The sequence below is a fragment of the Streptomyces sp. NPDC007907 genome (assembly GCF_042959365.1).
Lineage (GTDB): Bacteria > Actinomycetota > Actinomycetes > Streptomycetales > Streptomycetaceae > Streptomyces > Streptomyces indiaensis.
On the sequence record NZ_JBIBKR010000006.1, the window covers coordinates 244,950 to 267,322 of the forward strand.

The following is a 22,373-nucleotide window of genomic DNA, read 5'->3' on the forward strand; positions in this document are numbered from 1 at the left end:
GACCGAACCCATGCTGCGCGCGGCGAGTTCGAAGCCGCGCCGCATCGCTGCCGGCAACCTCCGGACCGGGCTTCGACCGCCACGATGAGCAGTACACACCACTTCGCCGAAAGGACCCAGCCGTGTCGGATGTCGCACGAGACGACGACGAAAATGACGACCTCGCGGAAGACGAATGGGACTGGGAGGAAGAGGAGGAGGGCGAGGACGCGCAACGCGTCCTGGAGGCGGCAAAACTGGCTGACACGGATCCTGACCGCGGAATCCCCGCGCTTCTGGCCCTGATCGCAGACACTGATCTCGGCACCGTGGACAACGTCGAGTACCGCGCAGAGGCACTCGGCCATCTGCTGAGCAGAGGCGGAAGCGCAGCGACCGCGGCATGGTGGGTGATCAATAACTCGAACCCCTGGCGTGAGATGCAGCGTGTTTACTGGGTGTCGGACCAGTACTCAGGCCCCGCGCAGCCGAAGCTGACCGAGGACGAACAACAGCATGAATACGTCGCCGCTCTCCAGCACCTCGTTGCCTCCTCAGACCTGCAGGACGACCTCCGTTGGCCGGCCATCGGTGAGCTGATCAACAAGGAGGGGCGAAAGGGCTACGAGGCTGTTAAGCGCCTGGCTTCCGACATCAACATCGCAAACCTCGCGACGGGGGCCTGCGGGGTGGACGACGACCACGCCTACGGCACCGCCCGCTGGGTCGCCGCCGACCAGGATCAGCCGGCCGAGGTGCGCGTCGAAGCGGCGGAGTGGCTGCTCGACGAGGGGGCGTGGTGCGCTGACGACGCGGTGGTGGACGCGCTGCGCGGAATGTCCGTCGGCACTGGCGGACGCAGGAAGCTGCTGATCAAGCTGCTGGAGATGGAGAACGCACACCAGGAGGTGGACGATCCGTCCGCATTCGAGTGGCAGCAGGAGAAGGATCGCGCCGACAACGTTCCCGGTGTCGTCCGCCTTGCCGTGCAGGAAGCGGAACGCAATCACCCTGCCGGGCCGCTGGACGGCCTGCTTCAGTCCTGGGTCGATGCCGCGCTTCGCGACCAGTGGGAAAGCGGTTGGCCGTACGCCCGCCGGGTGGCGGACGACGCTGTCGAACAACTGGTGGGCATCGCGTTCCGCCACCGGGAGCTTCGCAAGCGCCTGGCCGCAGACCTCTCCGCGGTAGGCGCCGACGCAGACTGGCACCCGCTGCTGATCCGCGGAGTTGGTCCCCGGCAGAAGCGGGAGAGTCTCTTCCGCTCCACCGCAGAGGATGGATACTTCGCCTTCAAGGCAACGCCTGGGTCCCAGTTTGCCCTGTGCAGGACCGCTGGGGACACTCCTGACCCCATCGACTGGGAGCTGACGGTCTTTCAGGGAAGTGCGGCGTCAGCCACGAGCTTCTCCGGGCGCTTGCTCGTCCAAGGCAACCAGACGTTCATACACTTCCCCGACGACCTGCACGCGCACCCCCACTGGTCCGCAGAGCTCATCGCCGGCTTGTCCGCCATCTCCCGAGCCGGGCTTCCGGACAAGCTTGCAGCCCACACGGCACGTAGCCCCGCAGGCTGCCGTCGCTGACTGCCTACAGATCCCACTCGTCGGCCAGCAGCCCCAGGAGCCGCTGCTGCCGCTTCTGCAGCAGTTCCGGCTTCCACTCCTGATGCTGCAGCACCTGGCTGGTCAGGGCGAACGTGGAGACGCCGTGCCTGCCAGTGAAGTACTTGGCCTTCTTCTCGGTGAAGTCGTAGTTCTGGGCATAGGCATTTTTCGTCCGGTTGAGCAGAACGAGGTTGCCCAACCGGTGCGTCCACTGGCTGCGCTGCTCGTCGGTGAAGTGCCGCAGCCACTGCGATCGCTGCTTCGGGTTCTGCGGCAGCACGTGCTCGACAGTGATCAGAGTGTGGTCGTACGAGACGCCGGGCTTCCCGGCCAGCATCTCGTCCAGCCGCAGCAGCACGTACTTACGGGTCTTGGTAACGAGGTATATGTCACCGTCCAAGCGCGCGAGAGTCTCGGCCTTCTCCGAGTCCGTCAGGGCGAAGGACGTCGCATCCATGCCCTTGCCGGCATTGAGTTCGCGCAAGAGGTCCGCGTAACGCGTGACGCGGGGAGTGGTGTAGACGCGGCGGATGAACATGCTGGCGGCCAGCCGTTCCAGTGCGCCGAAGAATGCGTCGAGCCAGGCCGGGTCGTCACCATGGTTGCGCAGCGCCCACAGGGCCGCGGGGCGCCAGTCGTTGTTGTCGATCTGCTGGAGGCGTTTGAACCAGGCGTTGACCTGCTCCGCTCCAGCGACCGCCGCGTAGCTGGCGTCACGGATCTGCACGTAGGCGTCCGCGTACGGCACGACGACGTCATTGACGAACGACTCGGCTTTGCCGGGCAGATAGTGGCTGAGCACCTGCTCGGGAAACTCTTTGAGCAGTTCCCGCTCCGCCCGCTTCATGGCGAACACCATGCGCAGGTGAAGGAAGAGGTCGGCGAAGTCGTCTCGCCCCAGAGCCTCCTCGGCGTCTTCCCACTTGCGTGCGCACTCCTCCGAGGCCTTCTCGTCCAGAGCACCGATGATGTGCGACTTGAAGATGTCCGTGGGCGAGAGGTCCATGCCGCGGGAGTTCATCACGCTGAAGATGCGGTGCGCGCTGTCCAGGTCAGGGGTGCTGACGACGACCAGGAAGGTGCGATCACCCAGCATCTGCACGAGATCCAGCCGACGATCCTCTGACCAGTCGGTGAGAATCGCGTACAGCGCCCTGGCGTTGCGCAGAACGGCCTTCTGTGCGTCCGTCGGCAGCGTCTCTTCCTTCAGGGTCCGCAGTGCCTCGGTGGCTCCCTTCGTCTGAACGTACTTCTGGAAGAAGCCGGCGTCTCGGAAGCGCAGCGTGAGCCTGGGCTTGGGATCGAGCCGACGGACCTTGTTGCCGGGCTCCGTGACCAGTCTGTCGAGATCGCTGCGGAGGTCGGAGTCCTCCGTCAGGTCGCGAAGGAGGGCGAGCAGGATGGTCAGGGTGGTGAGGCGCTGCTGACCGTCAATGACCTCAGCGGGCGCGTTGCCCTTGGCCTTGACGAGGACGATGGAGCCGAGGAAGTACGGCTCGTCCGTCCCCCTGTCCAGCGACTCCTCCAAGTCGGTGAGCAGCTGAACGGCCTGCTCGACGTCCCAGGCGTAGGGCCGCTGGTAGTCCGGGATCCGGAAGTCGTAGTCGCTGCTGAAAACCTTGTGCAGGGAGACTTCCTGCGCCTCTAGTTGCTGCATGCCCCAAGGATGTACGGGCCACTGACACCGTGTCCCAAGAATCCCGCAAGCCAAATGATGCTTGTGGGTCCTGTCCCGGGCACAGTGCCGTCACGGACACCACAAGGGCTGAGGCTCGGCTACCTCACTGTCACTTGAGTGCGACTACGTCAACTGGTCCGAGATCCGCCCAAGCTCCCTATGTGAGGAGATGATGGGCCTGGCCGCCGACGGGAACGACGGTGAGGAGGGTCGTGGCTCGGGCCCAGTACGGGTTACAGGCGCATCGCCGAATGGGGCGGCGTCACGCTCAGGTCGACGCTCGCCGACACTTTCCCCGCACCGCCGGGCCCACCAGCCAAAAGGCGCGCTCCTGCCGTGTTCAGGTCGCGCACTGCCGCGCCAAACTGGGCCGGGTGACGACGCCAGCCCCCATGAACCTTGCCGGTCACGGCACTAGGCTGCCGAAGGTGTTGCATGGGCGTGAGGACGGGGAGCAGCGCATGGACGACCTATTGGACACACTGAAGCAGTGCGTTGATCGGCTGGTCCGTTATCGCAGCCTCGGACTCCGGGTGGGTGAGCAGAACACGAAAGCCGGCCTCATCGAACCAGTGATCGCCGCCCTGGGCTGGGACGTGCTGGACCCCGAGGAGGTGCACCGCGAGTACCGACGGCGGACGACCGACAACCCCGTCGACTACGCACTGATCCTCATGCGCATGCCCCGGCTGTTCATCGAAGCGAAGGCGATCGGGGAGAACCTCGACGACCCGCGCTGGGCGAACCAGACGATCAGCTACGCAGCAGTCGCAGGTGTGGAATGGGTTGCGCTGACCAACGGGGCGGAATGGCGCGTGTACAACGCTCATGCTCCGGTTCCGGTCGAGCACAAGCTCTTCCGCACCGTGCGGATCGCTGACGACGTCGACGCTGCCTTCGAGCTGTTGTCCTTGCTCAGCAAGGACAACATGCGCGACAACCGCATCCAGGAGTTGTGGCGCAGCTTCTTCGTTGACCGCGAGGTCAACCTCGCCCTCAATAACTTGTTCGCCTCCGGTGAACCGCCCAGAGAACTCATCGCTCTGCTCGCCAAACGCGTGCCGAAGTTGCCCCATGCGGACCTCCGGGCGAGCCTGCAACGGGTACGCGCCACCTTTGACTTCCCCCCGGCCGGGGTCGCTTCAACGATCTCCACGCCTCCGGGGGCACCGGTCCCCACACCTCGATCAGCCGAACCCTCCTCTGCCGAATCCTCCATCCCCAAATCCCGAGCGTCGAGGCAATCACCTTTGACGAGATCGCGAAAGATTGCAGTCAGCGAGGATGAGAGGAATGTGGGCTTCGAGGAAATGATGGCCGCCGGCAGGGTGACCCCTGGGGCGACCTTGCACGGTGACTATATGGGGCAACGACACACCGCGACCGTCTTGACCACTGGCCAGATCCGCTACCAGGAGAAGGTTTACCCCTCGCTGTCGGCTGCCGGGCGAGCGGTCAAGCTCCGCGTCAGAGGCCGCAATACCCCGGAGTCGACCTTGTCCACCGACGGGTGGGACTTCTGGCGTACGAGAGACCCGGTCTGCGGCGACGAAGTATCCCTGAAGACACTACGGCGTCGTGTGGTCCAGGCCCAGCGTGACCAGTGAGAGTCCTACCCTGGGATATGCCCTTCGCGCTTTGCCCAGCTAACTCAGTCGTGGACAGCTGGGCTCGCACGTGCAATGACCTTCATAGTCGACGTACACGCCGAGCTCACGAGCCGGGTGGGCGAGAGAGGGCACGCCCCGGCCCTTCACAGATCAGCTGTTGTGGCCATTTACTGTCGCTACCGCTGTTCGGGTGTCTCCCCCGACGCTCCCGGGAGCACTCCTCCACCGCCTCCGATGAGCCAGGCCGTGTCTTCTCCTGATCAGGCCGGGTGAAGGTCAGACGATGAACGGCCGCCGACGGAGGCACTCGGCATCTACCCGCACGCCGAGTTGGGTCAGGACGATATGTCGCGTCCTCGACTGTGCACCCTTCAGCGAGCTACGGACGCGCAGCGCACGCAGGTTTTCGCCGCCGGGCGAACTTCGAGGCGCTCCGTCGGGATCGGCTCACCGCATTGCTCACAGCGCCCGTAGTCGCCTCTCTCCAACCGTTCCAGGGCGCGATCGAGATCGTTCAGATGCTCGCGCGCCTGGGACAGCAGGGCGGCGACGTGCGCCCGCTCGAAGGCCGTGCTCGCGCCCTCCGGGTCGTGCTCGTCGTCAATGGCCACCAGTGCGTTCGCCTCGACGATCCCGTCGTACTCACGGCTGAGGGCGGATATTTGGTGCAGCGTGCCGACACGGTCGGCCGCGAGCAGCGCGCGCATCGACTCGCCCTGGGGCGCGGCGAAGTTGGCATTGGTGGATTCATCGCTCATATCGGAGGAAACCTCATTGTCTTGCGGCGAATTCCCGGGTGCGCGGGCGACGACGGCTTCAGCGATGACGTGGGCGGCCACGCTGGTACTGCTTCGGCCACGGGACGTCGTCACCGAGCACGTGGGCCACGTGGAGCGGCCAGGTCGGGTTGCGCAGCAGTTCCCGCGAGCATGATCGCGTCGGCCGAGCGGTCCACGAGGATCTGGTCGGCCTGCTCCGGTGCGGTGATCAGGCCGACCGCGGAGACGGGCAGGCCGCGCCCTCGCGGACGGTTCGGGCGAAGGGCACCTGGTAGCTGTGTTGGTTGGACAGCGGTGGCAGGAACTGGTGCGGCAGATAGCCGTGCGCGGCGTGGATCTCCAGGACCTCGAAGCCGCCGGACAGCGCCCGCGCGGCGGCCTCGCCGAAGGCCCGGACCCGAGCGCGGATGTCGTCCGCGCCGAGCTCCCGCGGGGCCGGCCAGTCGCCGAATGGCAGCGGTGACGGTGCGACCGTCTGCCATCCTCCCGCCTCCGGTTCGACGTACACGTCACCCTCCCAGGGCGGTGCCGTCGACGCCTTGCGGCCCGGCATGTCCGCGGCGGCCTGCCCGTCATCCCAGATGCCGGCGTCGGAAGGGGTGATCCGGCCCTCAGGTTCCCTGCCGTGGCCTCCTGCATGACCAGGCCGGACCCGCCGAGCGCCAGGGATCCAAGGTGGACCAGATGCCAGTCCTGCGGACAGCCGTCGACCGAGCTGTACTGGCACATGGGGGCCACCCAGGCCCGGTTTGGGAAGGTCGTGCCGCGGAGGGTGAGCGGCGAGAAGAGACGGCTCATCGGAGGCCTCGCAGGAGGGATGCGGGCGGCCGGGTGCCACGCAGCCGTCGAGCCGTGACGGCCTGGGTTCCTGCGGGGCGCCCCGCACGGTGGGTGCACCCGCGAGTGCCCCGGTCGCTCGTGGCGCACACCACCGGCCAGGCGTGCTCACCCTTGCGGATGTCCGGGCACGTGGCGGTCCCGGGCCGTGGTCGCGTGCGCACCTGGGTCGTCGTCCTGATCGCCCACAACTGTCGCCACTCGACCATGGCACCGTGTCCGTGCTTGGCAGTCACTCAGTAATGGCTTGACACCACGACGAAGAGGCACGCGACGACCGCAACTACACAGAGAACGGCGACGGTGATCAGCACACAGCCGAGCGCGCCCGTGGTGCAGGCGATCGCTGACCAACCGAACCGTGTCGCTCGTTCCGCCCGCTGCACTGCTTCGTGGTAGTCACTGTCGTCGTACCAGCCGCGATCAGCCATCTCTCCCCCTCAGCTGGACCCTACAAGTCCGACCGTCTCGCCGGAGACCGGGCGTGCCCCCTTCGTGTGGGCGGGCGTTTCATTCGCTTTTGCGGATCATGTCCCCAAGCCGGTCCTCACGGCTTCCCAAGCTGAGGTCCCGGCAATATCCCCCCTGCCTGCCGTCCCCAAGGTGGTCTACCGTCCACGCATGTCTCCGATCAGCCCCGAGAACCGCCTGACCCCCGAGGATGCCCAGGCGTTGCTTGCCATGCTCTCTGCCCGCGTCGAGGTGAAGCGAGGCATGAACGAGGGGGAACTTGATCACGTCGAGGAGCGCTGGGGGTTCCGTTTTGCGCCGGAGCACCGAACGCTGCTGAGCGCAGGGCTGCCCACGGGGAGCCGTAGTTGGCCCGATTGGCGGGACGGCGACCCGGAGGACCTGGCGGAGCGGTTGGCCTGGCCCGTGGACGGAATGCTGTTCGACGTGGAGCACAACGCTTTCTGGCATCCGGACTGGGAACCGCGGCCGGCGGGCACTCAGGATGCCGTGGAAGTGGCACGCACGTACTTGGCCAAGGTCCCTGTGATGGTGCCGATCTACTCGCACCGGTACCTGCTGGCCGACCCAGATCGCACCGGTACGCCTGTGTTGTCCATGCACCAGACGGACATCATTTATTACGGCACCGATCTGGTCGACTACTTCCACCACGAGTTCGGTCACTCGGTGCCGACACCCGAAGGCCATCAGTACGCCACGATCCCCTTCTGGTCCTACTTCCTGGACTGAGCGGCCTCCTGGGTCGGGTTCCTGCCGGGGCACAGAGAGAAGGGCCGGCTCGGGAAGGATTCCTCCCAGGGTGGTCCTTCGTCGTCTTCGGGGTCGTGTCACACGCCTGTCGCTGGTGTCCTGTGGATGCCGCATCCCTGAGCCGGGGGACGCGTCGTGGCCCCGTCCGCCGCGGTTGTTCTCAGTTCGGTTCGTCTTGCTGCTGCCAGACGCGCGGCCAGTTGCCCGACGGTGGAGGGGGGCCCGCGATGCCCAGGTCTCGGCGTGCGAGAGCGTAGAAGTCATCACGTGCTCGGCTCATTTGCCCCACTGCTCTCTCCCAGCCGGCAGGGTCCTCCCTCAGGCCGCGAGCGTAGAGTTCGACGTTCCATACGGCTTCATGCCACTTGCGCGCCGCCGCTATCGTCTCGGCATCCCCGACGAGTAGCACCGTCTCCCACTCGGCCGCACGTCGTGCCTCTGCCTCGCTGAGCTGTACCAGGCCCTGCTCCGGATCAAGCGGGTCCACAGCGTGCTGGAAGCCTCTCGCCGCCCCTATGCGCTGAGCGATGTTGATCTGATGCTTCAAGCTGTTGGCGTAGGACGCATAGGTGTCCAGTCTTTTCTGATCCCAGCGTTCCGCTCTTGCCCGTCGCCACCGGCTCCGTTCCGTAAGGCTGGTCGCCACGTAGGAACCTATGGCTCCCACGGCCACGCCGGCCAAAGCAGGCAACTGCTCCCACACTGTCGATCCCCCCATGACTCACGCGGACAGTCGGAGACACGGTGCCGTACCCAGGGGCTTCGGGGTAGGTGGTCTGCCCGCGCTCTCATGGCATGGTGCGCGGACTTCGGCGATTCGTCGTCCAGGCCATCGTTGACCAGCCGGACCGCCCTGCTCGTTCGGCCTGGTGCTGCGGTGTCTACTGGCCGACGATCGCCCGTAGTGCCGCCAGGTGGCCGTGGTAGGCCTTGTGGCCCTGGGGAGTCAGGCGTAGCCAGACGCGTTGACGGGTGTCGCGTACCGCCTTGCGTTGTTCGACGTAGCCGGCCTCGATCAGGGCGCCGGCGTGCTTGCTCAAGGCGGAGGCAGACAGGCCCAGTTGCTTCTGCAGCACCGCGAATTCGGCCTCGCCCGTGGTGTCGAGCAGTGCGCAGACGCGCAGCCGGTTGGGTGCGTGGATGAGGTGGTCGAAGCCGGCCATCGGGTCCGTGGGCCCGGTGCTCATGCGGTCGTCTTCCGGTGCAGCCGCACGAATGTGAGGTGGAAGCCCACAGACACCGCCGCCGCGGCCACTGCCCCGAAGGCGAGCCAACCTGCCTGGCCCGTGGCGCGGAAGGCCCAGGCCGGTCCCATCAGCAGCGCCGGCATGCCGATCGCCAGCGGGACGGTCGCCCGCTTGGGCAGCACGTCAAAGCGGAGTGCCACACCGGTGCGTTGTCTCCAGGAGCGGGCGGCGAGTGCGAACAGCGCCAAGTACGCCGCCGTTGTGGACAACAGCGCTGCCGCCCAGGCCGCCTTCGGCAGCAGCCACCTGTCGTCCGCGAACAACCCACCGTACGCGACCGGGAAGAACGCCACGTACGCGGTGAGGGTGGTGGCGAACCAGGTCGGCCATGGCGTGGCCGACAGGGCGGTGGCCGATGCCCGGATGCGCGCCGCCTCGGCCAGCGTGGCCCGTGCCTCGTCCGACGTGGGCAGGGGGTAGCGGTCAGGGGCGCTCGCACCAGTTTCCATAGCGGAAAGCGTAGGACTCGCTTTCCGGTGTGGCAAGTGTCGGTTTTCCAGTGCGGAAAGGGTGGCTGTCGAGCGTCGGAGCTCCTCAGTGGTGCCAGGCCCGGCCCCCCGTGTTGTGGATGAAGCGCTGCAGCACCTTGAGGGTCGTCAGGTACTCCTCGTCGGAGATGCCCGCGTGGCGTTCCGTCCAGAGGCTCGCCTGGAGGGTCGCTGTCTTGCCGTAGAACGCTCTGCCCTCCGGTGTGAGACCCAGGCGTCCCTCGGGGTCCTCGGTGATCCAGCCGCGGGTGATCGCCGTGTCGATCTCCGACTCCATGGCCTCCGGACCGGTGTCGAGGTAGTTGCGGAGGAGGTGGGAGACCTCTTCTCGGGTCTTGGCGGTGTCGGCGCGTGCGACCTGCGCGAGGACCCACCACTGGGGTTGTGTGATGCCGATTCCGGCGAGAGCGGCCCGCGTGCGGTCGATGACCGCCTTGTACGCCGCCCAGCTCCAGTAACCGATGGGCTGCTTGATCAGGTCTGTGTCGCTGTGCGTGTACTCCATGTCCGGGCCTCCGTCGCCGTGTCCGTCGGTCGATGTGATCGACCGTAGAAGCTCAACCAAAGTTGAGGTCAAGGGACTTCGGGGGCCCAAGGGTCTGCCGTCGGGTCGGAAAAAGGCTTTGTGTGCTCCGGACGGCCGCTGCTACTTTCCCGGTGGACCGTCACATCGTCGTAGGAGGTGAGCCCCGTGCACGCAGTTATCCGTGGGTGCTCCCTCATCCCCTCACGGTCCGGCGGCTGACGTTCGGTGTCCGCCAGGAGCGCCTGAGATCGAGGCACTCCTGGAAGGGAGACTCCGATGGACACAAAGCCTTGTGCATCCGGCCTGAGCGAGAACGCAGTGGTGATCACGCGTGTCGCGGACAGGCAATGGCACGCCCTGCACGACGACCTCGTGGTCGGTCGCGGGCATGCGCAGTACCGGCCCGACGGGCGCCTGTTCCTCAGCATCGACTCCTGGCACGACGTCGTCTTCCACCGGCTCGCCCGGGTGATGGTGGCGGAACTGCCCTCACCGCTGTACACGGTGGTCGATGAAGCGGACGTCGAGCTGACGGCCCGGTGGCGGCGGGCCGGTTTCGCTGTCGGGCGCCGCGAGTGGGAGTACGCCGTACCGACCGATCCCCGGGTCACGGGGCTGGAAGCGGTGCTGCCGCCTTCGGGCGTGACGATCGTGCCCGCCGGGCAGGCGGACGAGGGTCTGCTGCGGGACGTGGACCGCGCGATCCGGGACGAGGTCGAGGCGACCGTCGGGTGGTGGCAGTCGATGCCCGCGGAGGTGTTTCCCCGTACCGAGGGTGACACCGTCGTCGACCCGTCGAAGTACGCGGTCGCCTCGGCGGCGGGCCGCTACCTGGGGCTGATCCGGGTGGTGACCCCGATCCGGCCGCGCATCGGGCTGGTCGCGGTCCGGGCCGGCGAGCAGCGCCGCGGCATCGGGCGGGCCCTGCTGGCCCATGCGCTGGTGACGGCGCACCGCTCCGGGTTCGCCACGGCCTGGACCGAGGTGCACGAGTCCAACCACGCGGCCACCGCGCTGTTCCAGGGCATCGGCGCCCGGCCGATGAGCAGCAACCTGGAGCTGGTGCGATGAGCAGGAACAAGAACGTCATCGAGGTCGAGGGCAGGGTCGTCGAGTGCCTGCGCAGCGCCATGTTCACCGTGGAGCTGGAGAACGGCCATCAGGTGCTGGCGCACATCAGCGGGAAGATCCGCAAGAACTACATCAAGATCATGCTGGAGGACCGGGTGCTGGTGGAGCTCCCGCCGTACGACCTCATGCGGGGGCGGATCGTGTTCCGGTATCGGAACTAGCCGAATTCGCTACTCATGAGCCGCAGTTGACCTTCGTCTGAGGTAGGTGACCCCGGCGTCCCGGACACGGACTGTTCGTGGCCGGGACGTCGGGGCCCAGGGCGGCTCGCGCGGTGGCCTTCGTCAGAACCAGTGCAGGCAGTGCGGTGGGCGCTCCGTGCGGAAGAGTGTGTCGGCGAGAGGCGTCGCCTGCGGGTGGTGGGGCCTGATGTGTCCGGCGCGCACGAGCGTGCTCGGGGTGGTCCCGCCGAGGTAGAGGGAGCCCAGGTCCCTGATGTCGAGGTACAGGTCGGGCTGCCGGTCCGTCGGGGCGCAGTCGGCCTTGCCGTCCCGGACGGTCAGCAGGTAGCGGTCGTGTTCGCCGAGGAACGGGTCGTCCACGTCCAGGACGAGATCGCCGTCCGTGAGCCAGCCTCGCGCGGTCAGTGCGCGGGGGACGTCCAGCAGCCGTACCCAAAGCCAGTCAATGGCGCCGCTCACCTCTCCGGCGCGGAAGTCCACGAGCTGCCAGTGCAGCGGGTGTTCGGGCGGGACGTGCTTGAACACGACCTTGGTGACCAGGTCGTGTCCGAGTGCGAAGCGGGCCAGGGCCGTGAAGACGGCGTCGTCGGTGGTGATGGTCTCGTCGACCGTCAGCGTGCCGGAGTCGATCGAGTAGCTGGCGTACCCGTCGGGGGCGCCCTCCGCGTTCCGGTGCACGGCGACGTAGCGCGGGCCGGTGAGATCGGGGGCTGTCCCGCGCGCTGGGCCCACCAGCGGTGCGGCCGGGAGAGCGCGCCGGGTTGGGCGCGGCGATACCCGTCGTAGACCTCTTCCAGGATCTCGCCGCACTCGGTCCGGGACAGCACCTCGACGGAGCCGCCGTTCGTGCCGCTGTTCGTGCCGGTGGCTGTGCCGCCGTTCGTGCCGGTGGCCGTGCCGCCGTTCGTGCCGGTGGCCGTTTCAGCGGCCGAGTCGGGCGCTGGTGTGCCGGGCGCTCCGCGTACCCCCCGGGGAGTCGCGAGGGCCGACCTGTGGCGTGGCACCTGTAGGTGTCCCGTGTAGGTCGCCGGCCCGTAGCCGAACCTGCCGTAGATCGTGGCCTCGGACGCCAGCAGCACGGAGAGGAACTCTCCCTGCGCGAGCAGGTCGGTGAGCTGGTGCCGCATCATCGCGCTGAGTACGCCTTGGCGTCGGTGCGAGGGCAGGACACCGACGGCGGTCACCCCCGGGGCCGGGACGAAGGTCTGACCGGGCAGGGTGAGCTCGAAGGAGTACGTGGCGGCGGTGCCGACGGGCCGACCGTCCTCCGTCTCCGCCAGCAGGCAACGGTCCGTCTCGAGCGCCGACCACCAGAGTCCGCCGCTCTCGACCGGGGTTTCGGGGAACAAGCCGAACGCGGCGTGGAGCGTGTCGACGAAGACGTCGAAGTCCTTCTCGGTCGTCGCGGGACGGATCTGCATCGCTGCCACTGCCTCCTCGGGACGCCGGCACCACGGCCCCGTGGCGCCCGGCCACAGTGCAGCGTCAACTCACGCTCGCGGCAAGCCAATTATGGCGGCCAGGCCGTGCGGGCCGGCGGTGGTCGATGTCGTTGTGATCCACCGCGCCGCGCGTCTGCGTGTGGCACGATCCACCGCGTGGAATGGGTGACTCTCGGGCGTTCCAGGCTTCCGGGTGACCGCCGAGGTGACAGCGGCGATCGACGCGTCGTATCACTCGCTGCGCCGGATTCTCGAGGAGCTCACAATGTGACCTTTTCCTCCAGCGGCGCCAGTCACGCAGATTCCGTCACCATGGGAATAGCGACTTGCGCAGTACGCCCTTGAGGAAGGATGAAATGCCTGAACATCACTGCGGTCTGTTCGGACAGGCTCTCAATGCCGAGAGGCGAAGACCCTGCTCCTCGATGACGACACCTCGCCTACGCAGCAGTACGGCGGTCTGCCGATCTATTTGAACCTTTCCTGCTCACGTCCGACAGGTTGATCTGAATGATCAGTTGCCAGCATCCAGCACCATTGCGGCATTCACGCACCTCCCATGCTTCGATTAATTTCCCGGACCGCCTGCATGAAGATCGGGTTTAACCCCGACTCCTCCATGTATTTTATCCAGGCATTGGTATCTTTTGGGAGGCAGGCTCCCCCATATAACCCCTTGTCATGGGTACCGTACAACGGATCCCACATACCTTGAGCGCTGCGCACAGTCAGCTGGAATGCCCGAGTGGGGTCTATACCCAAACTCTTAGCCATTTCTCGCATCTCATTGAAGAAAGATATTTTGGTCGCATTGAACAGATTGTTCACGTACTTCTGGAACTCCGCTTCCTCATAGCTGCATCGGTAAACCGCCGCATTAAAAGGACGATAGAGCCCAGTCAGCTTGTGAGCTGCGTCCTCACTACGGTCACCCTGTCCAATGGTGATGATCCTCGGCCGGTCGAAGTCTCCCTGAGCGTGACGTTCCCTCAGATACTCAGGGTTGTAACACACATGCTCACCCACCCGGCCATCACCCGCAGCCTTCTCCAAAAGAGGAATGAGGCGTTTTCTGGTTGTACCGGGAAGTATCGTACTTCGAAAGACGATGACTGGCCTGCTTTGGCATACAGTCAGCGCAGAACCAATATCACGGCATGCTTGATCGAGAGAAGACAGATTTATCCCATCCTCCCCTGTAGGAGTCGAAACGGAAATGAATACCGCCTCGACATCCCCCAGGGTCATCTCCTCCGGGAAGATGACGCTGAAACCGTTGCTGCGAATCCGCTCCACCGTATCGGCATCGACATCAACGAATGTGACATCATGGCCGAGCTTGAGGAACCCTTTTCCTGTTGCCTGTCCGACGACGCCGGCACCGACAACACAGATCTTTGCCATGCCTCCTCCTCTCAAAGGGTGACCGTTCTGCCTCCTCAAGGCACAGCACCTGGGGACCGACGCACGCCTTCGGAAGCACCCAACACCGTCCGGTTCAAGGGAGGCTCAGCAAGGCGAACGAGACCTTGCAGGTCGAGCACCCCATCAGCCGTGAACAGCTTCCGCTGTTGCGAGAAGTGATCACGCCGACTGCCGACGCCCCCTGGATGATCTACTGCTACTGGAACACCTGACGAGGGCCTGCGTGGCCGAGGGAGCCGAGTCGGAGGCGCAGTTTCTGGCGCTAGACCTCGCCCGGCCACCACGGCGTGGACGGAACCTAACCGCGCAGCGCCAAGTGGTACGACGAGGCCCACAACACCATTGCGCTGCCCAGGCCCACCACGATCCGCACGGTCTCGGCCGCGAGACCTGCCGCGATGAGGACGAACCCGGCCACCGCGACGGCCGTCAGCAGCGACGCCGTCCACCGGTACTGCCACTGGTCGTACAGGCGGGCGAGCGGGAAGAAGTGCAGACCCACGACGAGGGCGATGCCCGCCGGGACGACCTGGGGGAGGCCCGCCGCGTTGGACGCGGCGATGACGACGAAGACGGCGACCAGCTCGATCGTGTTGACGATGCCCACACCGCGCGCCCATCGGAGCGGCAGGTTCACCAGCCGGGGCGAGGACGCGGCGTTCTCGCGGTAGCCCAGGTAGATCGCCGCGGCGGTGAGCAGCAGTGCCGCCCCTTCGATGCCGAGCGGCGCGACGTCCGTCGCCGAGCCGGCCCCGGAGGCCGCCGCCACGGCCCACAGCAGCGCGAACACCGAGAGCACCAGCACGCCTCGACGGCGCAGGATGCGGGTGAGCGCCAGGCACTCGGGGTCCTGGGCGGACGGGGCGGCGGGCGTTGCTGCGGAGGTCGACGGCACTCGCGGAGAGTACAGGGGCCCCGTGCGAGGGTCTCGTCGCTTTCTGCGGGGCGGCCGATTCTCGTCGGTCCGGTGGGTGGAGTGAGTGTTTCTCCGGTCCGGAAACCAGTCGAAACATTCGGGTGGAGAAGCTCCTCATTCCGGGTTGGTAGGAGTCGTTCGGGGCTGACTGCTCAGCGTTCCGTAGCCCTCAACACCCGGCTGAACAGCGGAATTCAAGAGGATCTCGCCGCCGTACGAGGCCGAACATTTCGTGAGGGTTGCCGAAACCATTGACAGTTGTCAGGGTCCGGCCAACACTCCGTCGGTGACAGAGCTCCCCCGTCGACCCACCCCACGAGGACGAGGAGGAAGCACCCCCCATGAAGAAGTCACCAGGCCGCTTCCGGCTGCTCATCAGCAGCACCTGCACCATGCTGCTGGTCGCCGCCGCGGCCCTCACGATGCCCGGCACCGCCCACGCCGACACGGTCATCACCTCGAACAAGACGGGCACCGATAACGGCTACTACTACTCGTTCTGGACCGACGCGCCCGGCACGGTCTCCATGACCCTGTCGTCCGGCGGCAGTTACAGCACCTCCTGGCGCAACACCGGGAACTTCGTCGCGGGCAAGGGCTGGAGCACCGGCGCCCGCCGCACCGTGAGTTACTCGGGTTCGTTCAACCCGTCCGGCAACGCCTACCTGACCCTCTACGGCTGGACGGCGAACCCGCTCGTCGAGTACTACATCGTCGACAACTGGGGCACCTACCGGCCCACCGGCACCTACAAGGGCACCGTCACCAGCGACGGCGGCACGTACGACATCTACAAGACGACGCGGTACAACGCCCCGTCCGTGGAGGGCGTACGCACCTTCGACCAGTACTGGAGCGTGCGGCAGTCGAAGCGGACGGGCGGGACCATCACGGCCGGCAACCACTTCGACGCGTGGGCCCGGGCCGGGATGCCGCTGGGCACCTTCAAGTACTACATGATCATGGCGACCGAGGGGTACCAGAGCAGCGGCAGCTCCAGCATCCGGGTGGGGTCGTGAGGACGAGGCGTGTCCCGGCGGTCCTCGTGACAGCGGCGGCCGCGGCTCTCACCGTCACGACCGTCACGGGCTCGACCGCCCCGGCGCGGGCCGCCGTCCCGGCACAGGCCTCTGCCCCGGTGGGGCCGCCGCCTGCAGCGGGTACGTCGGACTCACCTTCGACGACGGCCCGTCCGGCAACACGACGAAGCTGCTCGACGCACTCCGCCAGAACGGGCTGCGGGCCACGATGTTCAACCAGGGCCAGAACGCGGCGGCCAACCCGTCCCTGGTGCGGGCCCAGGTGGCGGCCGGCATGTGGGTCGCCAACCACAGCTACACCCACCCGCACCTCACCCGGCTGAGCCAGGCACAGATCGACTCCGAGATCTCCCGCACGCAGCAGGCCATCGCCAACGCGGGAGGCGGCACACCGAAGTTGTTCCGCCCGCCGTACGGTGAGAGCGACGCGACGGTGAAGTCGGTCGCGGCCCGGTACGGCCTCACCGAGGTCATCTGGCACGTCGACTCGCAGGATTGGAACGGCGCCAGCACCGACGCGATCGTCCGGTCCGTCGCCCGCCTCACCGACGGCCAGGTCGTCCTCATGCACGACTGGCCCGCCAACACCCTCGCCGCCGTCCCCCGGATCGCCCGGACGCTGGCGTCCCGGGGCCTGTGCGCAGGCATGATCTCTCCCCGGTCGGGCCGGGCGGTGGCCCCCTCCTGACCGTGCGGCGCGACGGCACCCACCGCCGTCGCGCCCCTCGGGGTCTTTCTGCCGTCGCGGAAACCACTGGTTCTCCTGCCGTCACGGCTCGAGAGTGGACGCATGACTACGGCATGCATCACGGTGCGGGCACCGCGAACAGGAGTCCTCCGATGAGTGAACGCGTGATCTCCAGCGGCTGGGACGTCCTGGACGCCTCCCACGCAGCACTGCGCACCGCGGTCCGCGCCGTGCCCGACGACGGCTGGCACCTGCCGACACCCTGCGCGGAGTGGACCGTCGCCCAGGTCTTCCAGCACGCCGTCGGCGACCAGATCGGCTACGCCGCCGCCCTGACCGGCGAACCCGGGCCCGACTTCGACCCGTTCGCCCCGTCGGGCGAGATGGAAGGGGTGGACCCGGCGACGTTCCTGGAGGACGCCCTGGCCCGCGCGGCGAAGGCGTGGGCGGGGGTCGACCCGGACACCGCCGAGGTGCCCACGCCGGTGCCACCGCACAAGATGTCCCCGTGGTCGGGCTCGGCGGCGTGCGGCCTGGACGCGGCGGTTCACGCCTGGGACATCGCCCGGGCCACGGGCAGGCCGTCGCCGCTCACACCCGAGCTGGCCCGTCCTCTGCTCAAGGTCGCCAGGGAGATCGTCGAGCCGCTGCGCCCCTACGGCGCATACGCCGCAGCCCTGGCGCCCGAACAGGGCGACGACGACGTGGCGGTCCTGCTGCGTTACCTTGGCCGCGACCCCCGTCGGAGCGTCTCCTAGGGGTCACGGGCGGCTGCGGAAGTGCGCACGCGGGTCGGCGATCTGAGTACGCGTGCTCATGACCGGCCCGTGGCCGCGTCCGATGCTGGGGGTATGAGGAAACGGGGAATCGTGGCGGCCGGAGCCGCACTTGTCGGCGGTGTACCGGTGGCCGCCTGGGGTCTGATGGGGCAGCAGAACTACCAGGGGCTGCCGGCCAGTGAGCTGGACTACGCCTTCCAGCCGTGGGACATCGGGGACGGCGTGGCCGCGGTCGCCTGCGGGCTCGCGCTGGCACTGGCGCTGGCCGGCGCGGCCTGGCTCGTGCGGGCCTCGCTGCGCGGGGCGATGGACCAGCGGTGGTGGGGCGTCCTCGGGCCGCTGGTGGCGCTCGGGCTCATGGCCGGTGTGGGCTGGCGGATCCTGACCGCGGGCGGCATCGGAGCCAACATCGGGGCCGGGCTGCTGATCCTGTTCGGTACGCCGATCGCCGCCGGGCTGCTGCTGTGGTCCCTGGCATGGGCCTTCTGGCTGGTCACCCAGCGCCACGGCACCGAGGGCGGGCTCGGTGGCGGTGACCTGGGCGGTGTCGCCTCCCGCGGGGTGTAGCGGCCGGGCCGTGGCCGAAACACCACGGCGGGCCGGTGTCGGGCGAGACAACGCCGTTGTCCCGTCGGGAGGTTCGCCTAGGTTGGTGGACCGGTCACCCTTCCCCACCCCCCAGGAGGACCCGCCGTGTCCGACGACAGCCTGCGCGACCGCATCGACACGTCCAAGCCGCACTCCGCCCGCTTCTGGAACTACTTCGTCGGCGGCAAGGACAACTACGAGGTCGACCGCGAGATCGGCGACCAGATCAAGTCGATCTTCCCGGGGCTCGTCGACGTGGCGGTCACGAGCCGGCGCTTCCTGGGGCGGGCCGTCACGCATCTGGCCGGTGAGCGGGGGGTACGGCAGTTCCTGGACGTCGGCACCGGGTTGCCGACCGCCGACAACACGCACGAGGTCGCGCAGCGCGTGGCGCCGGAGTCCCGGATCGTGTACGTCGACAACGACCCCATCGTGCTGGCGCACGCCAACGCCCTGCTCAGCAGCACGCCTGAGGGCAGGACGGCGTATCTGGACGCGGACCTGTACGACCCCGAGGCCGTGCTGAAGGCTGCCGCCGGCACATTGGATCTCTCGCGGCCGGTCGGGCTGATGATCCTCAACACGCTCGGGCATGTCGCGGAGTACGCGCGGGCACGTGAGCTGGTGCGGCGGTTGATGGGCGGGCTTGCGTCGGGCAGCTACCTGGTGATCAGTGACAGCACCGCGACGAGTGAGGGCATGATCGCCGCGTCGGAGGCGTACAACTCGAGTGGGGCGGTGCCGTATTACGTCCGGCCGGTGGCCGAGATCGCCGGGTTCTTCGACGGGCTGGAGTTGGTGGAGCCGGGGGTGGTTCGGGTTCCCGAGTGGCGGCCGGAGGGGGACAGTGGGGGTGCCGTGGTGGGGGCGGGGGTTGGGGCTGGGGCTGGGGCTGGCTCTGCGGCTGCTGTGGATGCGTACTGCGGGGTGGGGCGTAAGCCGTAGCGTCCCGCCGTCGTCGAGTGCGGCGCCGTGGGGGCTGGTCGCGCAGTTCCCCGCGCCCCTTGGGGGTGCGGACCCGGCGTTCTTGTGTGCGGCGCCGTGGGGGCTCGTCGCGCAGTTCCCCGCGCCCCTTGGGGGTGCGGACCCGGCGTTCTTGTGTGCGGCGCCGTGGGGGGTCGTCGCGCAGTTCCCCGCGCCCCCGGGGCCGTTTGCTACGGCCTCCTCGTTCTCGTCCTCGCGTCCGCTATTAGTGTTCGGCCGCAGGCGCGTCTTGGGAGGGCAGTCATGGGTGAAGGGTCGGTCGATCTGATCCGTTTGGAGGGGGAGGGCAGCAGCGTCGTTCTTCGGGTTTTGGGGCGGGAGGGGGGCGGCGAGGCCGGTGTGCTGGTCGGGGAGTTTCTGGTCGATACGCCTTTTGTCCGAGGTGCCCTCAAGACCTCGATCCTTCCCGAGGACCTGCGGCAGTGGCAGCAGGCCCTGGACTCGCTCGACGCGGGGCGGGACATCGCCTGGCGTGAGGGGCAACGCGCTCCGTGGCTGTTCATCGACCTCGACGAGGACGACGACCGGTGCGAGGTCACGCTCAAGGACCACTCGATGTCCCTGACGACCGTGACGGTCACCGTCCCCCTGGTCGACGCCTGGTTCGACGACGCGTACCGACGCCTCGACCTGGTCTGGGAGACCTGGCCCACGGAAGTCTGACCTGTCGCCGTCCGTCACCCGTCCGGGTCCGTCGTCTCAGCCGTCGCCCTCCCCCACGCGATAATCAGGGCATGTCCGCCCCTTCCCCGGTACCCGAGCCCGTCGGCCGGCTGCTCGGGGAGCTCGTGGCCGTGGGCGAGGACTACTCGCTCCTGCTCGCCGGGAGCTACGCCGTGCTGGCCCATGGGCTGGTGGAGCGGGTCGGGCGGGACGTGGACGTGGCCACCGGGCATCCGGCGGCGATGGAGGACGTCGCGGACGCCGTGCGGACCGGGCTGGTCGGACGTGGCTGGCTCGTGCAGACCCTGGAGGCCGGGCCGCTGTCCGCCCAGTTCCTGGTGACCGACGCGCCGAGCGGCGCGGAGTGCGAGGTCGCTCTCCGCAAGGAGGTGCTGTGGCGTCCGCCCGTGGTGACGGAGCTGGGGCCGGCACTCGCCCTCGACGACCTGATCGGCACCCGGGTGCGGGACCTGGCCGACCGGGGCCTCGCGCGCGACCTGGTCGACGTGCACGCCGCCGCGGCCCGCTGGAGCCATCCAGAACTCGAGGAGCTCGGCCGCCGCCATGCCCCCGACACCTTCGATCTCACCGACCTCCAGGCCCGGCTCACCGGCACGGACTGGCTCGACGACCGGGCGTTCACCGTCCACGGCCTCGACGCCGCCGATGTCCCCGGGCTGCGCCGCTGGGCCCAGGAATGGGCCGACGACATCGCCGAACGCCTCATCGAGGGCGAGGCCCCGGACGAGGAGTGACCACACCCCCGCACGGCGACTGACCGGTCGGTACCCTGACCCGATGGGGAACGGGGCAGCCGGGCAGATGGGGGTCGTCGCCGCGCTGGTGCGCACGGCGTTCCTCGTCGACGGTGTGTACGCGGAGGCCGCCCGGGTCTACGGACTGACGCCGCAGCAGGGGCAGTTGCTCTGCGTGCTGATGCCGCAGCCGTGCGGGATGGGCGAGTTGGGCGAGACGCTCGGGCTGGCGAAGTCGAGCCTGACCGGGCTGGTGGACCGGACGGTACGGCGCGGACTGGTGCGGCGGGAGGCCGACCCGCGTGACGGTCGGGCCGTGCGGGTGGGGCTGACGGACGAAGGTGCCGTGCTCGCCGGGAAGTTCCATGCCGAGACCTGCCGCCGTATGGAGGCCCTGCCGTCCGGGCTGAGCGGCGCCGAGCGGGACCGGCTCGCCGTCCTGCTGTCACGGGTCGTCGTGGACAACGCCGTACCCGAGGTGTTCGGCACCTCACCGGCCTGAGCCGGTCCCACCTCATCCGCCCGAGCCGGTCCCACTTCATCCGCCCGAGCCGGTCCCACCTCACCGGCCCGAGTCGTTCAGCAGCTCACCGGCCGCAGTTCCTCCCGCTTCTCCGCCCCCATCAGCCACAGCGTCACACCCACCGATCCCACGGCCATCGCCGTCATCGCCCCGGCCGGGGAGGCCAGTTGGGCCATCGATCCGGCGAGCGCCGCCGCCACCCCCTGCATCGTGAGCATCCCCGCCGAGTGCAGTCCCAGCGCGTGCCCCGTGAGCTCGTCGGGGGTGAGGGCCACCAGTCGCTCCTGCTGCACGAGGCTCGCGCCGAATCCCACGGAGGCCAGCGTGACCGCGGCCGCCGCGAGCGGAAGGGCCGGGTGCAGCAGGAACGGCACGTACGGGACGGCCAGGAGCAGTAGGAGCGGGAAGCCCAGGCGGGGGCGGAGGTGCGCGGGGAGCAGGCGGCCCACCAGGACGTCCCCGGCGGTCATGCCCAGCGCGGCGCAGGCGAACAGGGTGCCGGCGGCGTCGGGGGCGTAGGAGACGTAGAGGGATTCGCAGCCGACGACCAGGCCGTTGGGGATCCACAGGGCCAGATAGACCTGGCGGCGGGGCGGGGAGGACCAGAGCAGTGCGTTGGCGCGCCAGGTCGCCGTCGCCGAGGGGCGGCCCGTCGTACGGGGCGGGCGGCGGGTCAGCCCGAGGCGGAGGACGACGGCGGCCATCACGTACAGGGCGGCCGACGCCAGCAGGGACAGTCGCGGGGACAGCAGGGCCACCAGCGCGCCGCCGGTCGCGTAGCCGGTGATCTGCATGAGGCCGCTCATCATGTTGAACACCGAACGGCCGATCAGATAGCCGTCCTTGGAGAGGATCTCGTTGAGCAGGCCCCAGCTCACTCCCCCGCCCACGGACTTCACCAGCCCCTGGGCGAGGACGATCGCGAAGAGCGCCCAGAGGGACAGGCCGGGCAGGGCCAGGGCGGCGGTGGCCGCGGCGAAGAGCAGGGACATGGCCGTCAGGGCGGCGCGCGGGGGCAGCCGGTCGGCGGCGGAGAGCAGGAGGGCCGCGCCCAGCACCTGCACCAGTGACGAGCCGAACATGCTCACCGCGGACAGCAGCGGCGACTCGGTCGCCCGGTAGACGAGGGTGCCCAGGGCGAGTCCGCCCATGGTCTGGGCGACCGTCTGCGCCGACGCGGCCAGGAAGAACGGGCTGAACTCGGGGGTGCGGAACAGATCGCGGTAACTGCGCATACGCGGAGTCTTCGACGCCCTTGGTGGCATGGTTATTGTTTCGCGCA

23 protein-coding genes and 2 pseudogenes are annotated in these 22,373 nt (G+C 68.1%); 13 read left to right on the forward strand and 12 right to left on the reverse strand.

The window, feature by feature from the left end; translation table 11 throughout:
- Positions 1–122 precede the first annotated feature (122 nt).
- The gene (locus ACFZDI_RS25540) at positions 123–1,565 is read left to right on the forward strand and encodes a hypothetical protein (RefSeq protein WP_391253495.1); all 1,443 of its coding nucleotides are present in this window, start codon (positions 123–125) and stop codon (positions 1,563–1,565) included.
- A gap of 4 nt (positions 1,566–1,569) precedes the next feature.
- Here ACFZDI_RS25540 and ACFZDI_RS25545 read toward each other — a convergent pair whose 3' ends face one another.
- Positions 1,570–3,243: a DUF262 domain-containing protein gene (locus ACFZDI_RS25545; RefSeq protein ID WP_391253497.1), complete on the reverse strand. Its 1,674-nt coding sequence runs from the start codon at positions 3,241–3,243 to the stop codon at positions 1,570–1,572.
- Positions 3,244–3,638: 395 nt separating this feature from the next.
- Between ACFZDI_RS25545 and ACFZDI_RS25550 the strand changes: the two genes are divergently transcribed.
- Entirely contained in the window at positions 3,639–4,871 is a 1,233-nt protein-coding gene (locus ACFZDI_RS25550) for a hypothetical protein (RefSeq protein WP_391253499.1), read from the forward strand.
- A gap of 374 nt (positions 4,872–5,245) precedes the next feature.
- Here the strand turns inward: ACFZDI_RS25550 and ACFZDI_RS25555 are convergent, their stop codons facing one another.
- From ACFZDI_RS25555 to ACFZDI_RS25565, 3 genes and pseudogenes are all read right to left on the reverse strand, one after another.
- On the reverse strand, positions 5,246–5,632 hold the full coding sequence (locus ACFZDI_RS25555; RefSeq protein ID WP_391253889.1) for a TraR/DksA C4-type zinc finger protein: 387 nt from the start codon (positions 5,630–5,632) through the stop codon (positions 5,246–5,248).
- A 58-nt stretch (positions 5,633–5,690) separates the two neighbouring features.
- Positions 5,691–6,451, reverse strand: a pseudogene (locus tag ACFZDI_RS25560) (hypothetical protein).
- Between the two features lie 275 nt (positions 6,452–6,726).
- On the reverse strand, positions 6,727–6,921 hold the full coding sequence (locus tag ACFZDI_RS25565; RefSeq protein ID WP_361122959.1) for a hypothetical protein: 195 nt from the start codon (positions 6,919–6,921) through the stop codon (positions 6,727–6,729).
- A 190-nt stretch (positions 6,922–7,111) separates the two neighbouring features.
- Between ACFZDI_RS25565 and ACFZDI_RS25570 the strand changes: the two genes are divergently transcribed.
- Positions 7,112–7,693 carry a hypothetical protein gene (locus tag ACFZDI_RS25570; RefSeq protein ID WP_391253501.1) on the forward strand — a complete coding sequence of 194 codons (582 nt, stop codon included), beginning with the start codon at positions 7,112–7,114 and terminating at the stop codon, positions 7,691–7,693.
- 181 nt (positions 7,694–7,874) lie between these two features.
- On the opposite strand, the gene ACFZDI_RS25575 is transcribed toward ACFZDI_RS25570, so the two are convergent.
- From ACFZDI_RS25575 to ACFZDI_RS25590, 4 genes are all read right to left on the reverse strand, one after another.
- Positions 7,875–8,261 (reverse strand): hypothetical protein, encoded by a 387-nt coding sequence (locus ACFZDI_RS25575; RefSeq protein WP_391253503.1) that lies wholly within the window; start codon positions 8,259–8,261, stop codon positions 7,875–7,877.
- A 334-nt stretch (positions 8,262–8,595) separates the two neighbouring features.
- Complete coding sequence (locus ACFZDI_RS25580; RefSeq protein ID WP_391253505.1) at positions 8,596–8,901, reverse strand: transcriptional regulator; 306 nt, start codon at positions 8,899–8,901, stop codon at positions 8,596–8,598.
- The gene (locus tag ACFZDI_RS25585) at positions 8,898–9,410 is read right to left on the reverse strand and encodes a hypothetical protein (RefSeq protein WP_391253506.1); all 513 of its coding nucleotides are present in this window, start codon (positions 9,408–9,410) and stop codon (positions 8,898–8,900) included. Before ACFZDI_RS25585 ends, ACFZDI_RS25580 begins: the two co-directional genes overlap by 4 nt.
- An 85-nt stretch (positions 9,411–9,495) precedes the next feature.
- On the reverse strand, positions 9,496–9,954 hold the full coding sequence (locus ACFZDI_RS25590) for a MarR family winged helix-turn-helix transcriptional regulator (RefSeq protein ID WP_391253508.1): 459 nt from the start codon (positions 9,952–9,954) through the stop codon (positions 9,496–9,498).
- A gap of 297 nt (positions 9,955–10,251) precedes the next feature.
- On the opposite strand from ACFZDI_RS25590, the gene ACFZDI_RS25595 reads away from it, so the two are divergent.
- Positions 10,252–11,046: a GNAT family N-acetyltransferase gene (locus tag ACFZDI_RS25595; RefSeq protein WP_391253510.1), complete on the forward strand. Its 795-nt coding sequence runs from the start codon at positions 10,252–10,254 to the stop codon at positions 11,044–11,046.
- Positions 11,043–11,267 carry a translation initiation factor IF-1 gene (infA, locus tag ACFZDI_RS25600; protein WP_391253512.1) on the forward strand — a complete coding sequence of 75 codons (225 nt, stop codon included), beginning with the start codon at positions 11,043–11,045 and terminating at the stop codon, positions 11,265–11,267. Before ACFZDI_RS25595 ends, infA begins: the two co-directional genes overlap by 4 nt.
- A 123-nt stretch (positions 11,268–11,390) precedes the next feature.
- Here the strand turns inward: infA and ACFZDI_RS25605 are convergent.
- The 3 genes and pseudogenes from ACFZDI_RS25605 to ACFZDI_RS25615 all read right to left on the reverse strand — a co-directional run bounded on the left by ACFZDI_RS25605 (position 11,391) and on the right by ACFZDI_RS25615 (position 15,050).
- Positions 11,391–12,709 (reverse strand): annotated as a pseudogene (locus tag ACFZDI_RS25605) (GNAT family N-acetyltransferase).
- A gap of 567 nt (positions 12,710–13,276) precedes the next feature.
- The gene (locus ACFZDI_RS25610; protein WP_391253514.1) at positions 13,277–14,134 is read right to left on the reverse strand and encodes a 2-dehydropantoate 2-reductase N-terminal domain-containing protein; all 858 of its coding nucleotides are present in this window, start codon (positions 14,132–14,134) and stop codon (positions 13,277–13,279) included.
- A gap of 319 nt (positions 14,135–14,453) precedes the next feature.
- On the reverse strand, positions 14,454–15,050 hold the full coding sequence (locus tag ACFZDI_RS25615; RefSeq protein ID WP_391253516.1) for a hypothetical protein: 597 nt from the start codon (positions 15,048–15,050) through the stop codon (positions 14,454–14,456).
- 362 nt (positions 15,051–15,412) lie between these two features.
- Between ACFZDI_RS25615 and ACFZDI_RS25620 the strand changes: the two genes are divergently transcribed.
- The 8 genes from ACFZDI_RS25620 to ACFZDI_RS25655 all read left to right on the forward strand — a co-directional run bounded on the left by ACFZDI_RS25620 (position 15,413) and on the right by ACFZDI_RS25655 (position 21,070).
- Positions 15,413–16,090 (forward strand): glycoside hydrolase family 11 protein, encoded by a 678-nt coding sequence (locus tag ACFZDI_RS25620; RefSeq protein WP_361122986.1) that lies wholly within the window; start codon positions 15,413–15,415, stop codon positions 16,088–16,090.
- 190 nt (positions 16,091–16,280) lie between these two features.
- Positions 16,281–16,799, forward strand: a complete 519-nt coding sequence (locus tag ACFZDI_RS25625; RefSeq protein ID WP_391253891.1) for a polysaccharide deacetylase family protein — start codon at positions 16,281–16,283, stop codon at positions 16,797–16,799.
- A 152-nt stretch (positions 16,800–16,951) separates the two neighbouring features.
- Positions 16,952–17,557, forward strand: a complete 606-nt coding sequence (locus ACFZDI_RS25630; RefSeq protein WP_234849140.1) for a TIGR03086 family metal-binding protein — start codon at positions 16,952–16,954, stop codon at positions 17,555–17,557.
- A gap of 93 nt (positions 17,558–17,650) precedes the next feature.
- On the forward strand, positions 17,651–18,145 hold the full coding sequence (locus tag ACFZDI_RS25635) for a hypothetical protein (protein ID WP_391253518.1): 495 nt from the start codon (positions 17,651–17,653) through the stop codon (positions 18,143–18,145).
- Positions 18,146–18,271: 126 nt separating this feature from the next.
- Complete coding sequence (locus tag ACFZDI_RS25640; RefSeq protein WP_391253520.1) at positions 18,272–19,111, forward strand: SAM-dependent methyltransferase; 840 nt, start codon at positions 18,272–18,274, stop codon at positions 19,109–19,111.
- Between the two features lie 282 nt (positions 19,112–19,393).
- Positions 19,394–19,813 carry a DUF5959 family protein gene (locus ACFZDI_RS25645; protein ID WP_344368022.1) on the forward strand — a complete coding sequence of 140 codons (420 nt, stop codon included), beginning with the start codon at positions 19,394–19,396 and terminating at the stop codon, positions 19,811–19,813.
- Between the two features lie 71 nt (positions 19,814–19,884).
- Positions 19,885–20,568, forward strand: coding sequence for a hypothetical protein (locus ACFZDI_RS25650; protein WP_391253522.1), 684 nt, complete (start codon positions 19,885–19,887; stop codon positions 20,566–20,568).
- Positions 20,569–20,635: 67 nt separating this feature from the next.
- Positions 20,636–21,070, forward strand: coding sequence for a MarR family transcriptional regulator (locus ACFZDI_RS25655; protein WP_391253893.1), 435 nt, complete (start codon positions 20,636–20,638; stop codon positions 21,068–21,070).
- Between the two features lie 77 nt (positions 21,071–21,147).
- On the opposite strand, the gene ACFZDI_RS25660 is transcribed toward ACFZDI_RS25655, so the two are convergent.
- Complete coding sequence (locus ACFZDI_RS25660; RefSeq protein ID WP_391253524.1) at positions 21,148–22,326, reverse strand: MFS transporter; 1,179 nt, start codon at positions 22,324–22,326, stop codon at positions 21,148–21,150.
- Between the last annotated feature and the right edge of the window lie 47 nt (positions 22,327–22,373).

What these genes read in the sequence shown, in the direction of transcription:
- ACFZDI_RS25635 (WP_391253518.1), top strand. Translation starts at nt 17,651, where the DNA reads ATGAGGAAACGGGGAATCGTGGCGGCCGGAGCCGCACTTGTCGGCGGT.
- ACFZDI_RS25590 (WP_391253508.1), bottom strand. Translation starts at nt 9,954, where the DNA reads ATGGAGTACACGCACAGCGACACAGACCTGATCAAGCAGCCCATCGGT.
- ACFZDI_RS25645 (WP_344368022.1), top strand. Translation starts at nt 19,394, where the DNA reads ATGGGTGAAGGGTCGGTCGATCTGATCCGTTTGGAGGGGGAGGGCAGC.
- ACFZDI_RS25650 (WP_391253522.1), top strand. Translation starts at nt 19,885, where the DNA reads ATGTCCGCCCCTTCCCCGGTACCCGAGCCCGTCGGCCGGCTGCTCGGG.
- ACFZDI_RS25585 (WP_391253506.1), bottom strand. Translation starts at nt 9,410, where the DNA reads ATGGAAACTGGTGCGAGCGCCCCTGACCGCTACCCCCTGCCCACGTCG.
- infA (WP_391253512.1), top strand. Translation starts at nt 11,043, where the DNA reads ATGAGCAGGAACAAGAACGTCATCGAGGTCGAGGGCAGGGTCGTCGAG.
- ACFZDI_RS25565 (WP_361122959.1), bottom strand. Translation starts at nt 6,921, where the DNA reads ATGGCTGATCGCGGCTGGTACGACGACAGTGACTACCACGAAGCAGTG.
- ACFZDI_RS25595 (WP_391253510.1), top strand. Translation starts at nt 10,252, where the DNA reads ATGGACACAAAGCCTTGTGCATCCGGCCTGAGCGAGAACGCAGTGGTG.
- ACFZDI_RS25555 (WP_391253889.1), bottom strand. Translation starts at nt 5,632, where the DNA reads ATGAGCGATGAATCCACCAATGCCAACTTCGCCGCGCCCCAGGGCGAG.
- ACFZDI_RS25545 (WP_391253497.1), bottom strand. Translation starts at nt 3,243, where the DNA reads ATGCAGCAACTAGAGGCGCAGGAAGTCTCCCTGCACAAGGTTTTCAGC.
- ACFZDI_RS25620 (WP_361122986.1), top strand. Translation starts at nt 15,413, where the DNA reads ATGAAGAAGTCACCAGGCCGCTTCCGGCTGCTCATCAGCAGCACCTGC.
- ACFZDI_RS25630 (WP_234849140.1), top strand. Translation starts at nt 16,952, where the DNA reads ATGAGTGAACGCGTGATCTCCAGCGGCTGGGACGTCCTGGACGCCTCC.
- ACFZDI_RS25580 (WP_391253505.1), bottom strand. Translation starts at nt 8,901, where the DNA reads ATGAGCACCGGGCCCACGGACCCGATGGCCGGCTTCGACCACCTCATC.
- ACFZDI_RS25655 (WP_391253893.1), top strand. Translation starts at nt 20,636, where the DNA reads ATGGGGGTCGTCGCCGCGCTGGTGCGCACGGCGTTCCTCGTCGACGGT.
- ACFZDI_RS25660 (WP_391253524.1), bottom strand. Translation starts at nt 22,326, where the DNA reads ATGCGCAGTTACCGCGATCTGTTCCGCACCCCCGAGTTCAGCCCGTTC.
- ACFZDI_RS25610 (WP_391253514.1), bottom strand. Translation starts at nt 14,134, where the DNA reads ATGGCAAAGATCTGTGTTGTCGGTGCCGGCGTCGTCGGACAGGCAACA.
- ACFZDI_RS25570 (WP_391253501.1), top strand. Translation starts at nt 7,112, where the DNA reads ATGTCTCCGATCAGCCCCGAGAACCGCCTGACCCCCGAGGATGCCCAG.